Annotated in this window: 1 protein-coding gene; it reads right to left on the bottom strand. The window is 44.8% G+C overall.

From position 1 onward, the window contains the following. Window positions 1–1,300, bottom strand: a 1,300-nt coding sequence (gene ectB / locus A3766_RS18630) for a diaminobutyrate--2-oxoglutarate transaminase (RefSeq protein ID WP_068642764.1), incomplete at its 3' end; no start/stop codon positions are given. Between the last annotated feature and the right edge of the window lie 23 nt (window positions 1,301–1,323).

Raw genomic sequence — 1,323 nt, 5'->3', positions numbered from 1 at the left:
CCATCTTCGCATCATCAAAATAGTCGCTATCTTCAGGGATTTGGTCTTCTTTAGCACAAACCTCTTTGATCGCTTGCTCAACAATATCAATACCCTTTTTGAGAGAGTCTTGACTGATTACGAGAGGACATAAAAATTTAACCACCTGATCATCAGCACCGCTTGTCTCAATGATAAGCCCCTGCTGAAAAGCATTGCGTGTAATGTTGCCAGCGATCTCACCGTTTACACAGTTAATCCCTTGAAACATGCCGCGTCCACAGGTCGTGAAATTTCCGTCGCCATACAAGTCGACAATCTTTTCCAGGCGCGATTTAATGTATTTGCCTTTTTGCTTAATTTCGTTCGAGAATTTGTCGTCAGACCAGTAATGATCAATGGCAGCTTTCGCGGTCACAAAAGCAAAATTGTTGCCTCTAAACGTACCGTTATGCTCTCCTGGTTTCCATTGGTCCAGCTCTGGCTTAAATAAAACAACAGCAAAAGGTAAGCCGTATCCGCCAAGTGATTTCGATAAGGTCACCATATCGGGCTTAATGCCTGCTTCTTCAAAGCTAAAGAAGGTGCCAGTACGACCGCAACCCGCCTGTATATCATCGATGATAAGCAGTACATCATGCTTTCGGCAGACTTTTTCTAAGTTACGCAACCATTCAAAACTAGCCGCATTGATACCGCCTTCACCTTGCACAGTTTCAACAATCACTGCAGCGGGCTTGTCGATGCCACTGCTGGAATCTGAAAGCACTTTATCAAGATAAGCTGTGGTATCAATCTCGTCACCTAAGTAGCCGTCATAAGGCACGCGGCTTACGCCGCCTAAGCTGACACCCGCCGCGCCACGATGATGAGAGTTACCCGTCGCAGCCAGAGAGCCAAGGCTAACGCCATGAAAACCATTGGTGAAAGAAATAATGTTCTGACGGCCTTTAATATTACGCGCTAGCTTTAAAGCCGCTTCAACTGCGTTGGTACCAGTCGGACCAGTAAACTGCATAACATAATCGAGATCCCGAGGCTTTAGAATCTTCTCATTAAAAGCCTCTAGAAATTCACCTTTCGCCTTGGTATGCATATCCAGGCCATGCGTAATACCATCATTCTCAATGTAGTCCATTAAGAGAGGCTTAAATAGCGGATTGTTATGCCCGTAGTTAAGTGTTCCCGCACCCGCCAGAAAGTCTAGATACTCATTTTCCTCCTCATCGTAGAGGTGTTCCATCTTAGCGCGATTAAAAACACGAGGGAAAGAACGAGCATAGCTCTGAACTTCAGATTCAATTTCATCAAATATTTTCATTAGCATCCTCCATAGGATGTTTG

It is taken from the genome of Oleiphilus sp. HI0132 (assembly GCF_001635845.1).
The sequence above is the reverse complement of the archived record's forward strand: the minus strand, read 5'-3'. Positions and strand labels throughout refer to the sequence as shown.